General features: G+C 65.1%; 1 protein-coding gene. It reads left to right on the forward strand.

The annotated features are described in order from the left end of the window. Positions 1–901, forward strand: a 901-nt coding sequence (groEL, locus tag AC0L2P_RS32165) for a chaperonin GroEL (RefSeq protein WP_473507240.1), incomplete at both ends; no start/stop codon positions are given.

Consider the following 901-nt stretch of genomic DNA (forward strand, 5'->3'; position numbering starts at 1 on the left):
TGCTGCCGATCCTCGAGGCTGTCGTGCAGACCTCGAAGCCGCTGGTCATCATCTCGGAAGACGTCGAAGGCGAGGCCTTGGCCACGCTGGTCGTCAACAAGCTGCGTGGCGGCCTGAAGATCGCTGCCGTCAAGGCGCCGGGCTTCGGCGATCGCCGCAAGGCCATGCTGGAAGACATCGCCATCCTCACCGGTGGCCAGGTCATTTCCGAAGACCTCGGCATCAAGCTCGAGAATGTCGGCCTGAACATGCTCGGCCGCGCCAAGAAGGTGTCGATCTCCAAGGAGAACACCACCATCGTCGACGGCGCCGGCAAGAAGGCCGAAATCCAGGGCCGCGTTGCCCAGATCAAGCAGCAGATCGAGGAGACCACCTCGGACTACGATAAAGAGAAGCTGCAGGAACGTCTCGCCAAGCTGGCGGGCGGCGTTGCCGTCATCCGCGTCGGCGGTGCGACCGAAGTGGAAGTCAAGGAAAAGAAGGACCGCGTCGATGACGCCCTCAACGCGACCCGTGCGGCCGTCGAAGAAGGCATTGTTCCCGGCGGCGGCGTCGCGCTGCTGCGCGCTTCGCTGGCCATCACAGTCAGTGGCGCCAACTCCGACCAGACCGCCGGCATCGCCATCGTGCGTCGCGCCCTGCAGGCTCCGGCCCGCCAGATCGCGGCCAACGCCGGTGCGGAAGCATCGATCGTTGCCGGCAAGATCCTTGAGAACAAGGGCCCGACCTTCGGCTACAACGCCCAGACCGGCGAATATGGCGACATGATCGCCATGGGTATCGTCGATCCGGTCAAGGTTGTGCGCACGGCTCTGCAGGACGCGGCCTCGGTCGCCGGCCTGCTGGTCACCACCGAAGCCATGATCGCGGAGGCTCCGAAGAAGGAGTCGGCTGGCGGCGG

The organism is Mesorhizobium sp. WSM4836, assembly GCF_055811815.1.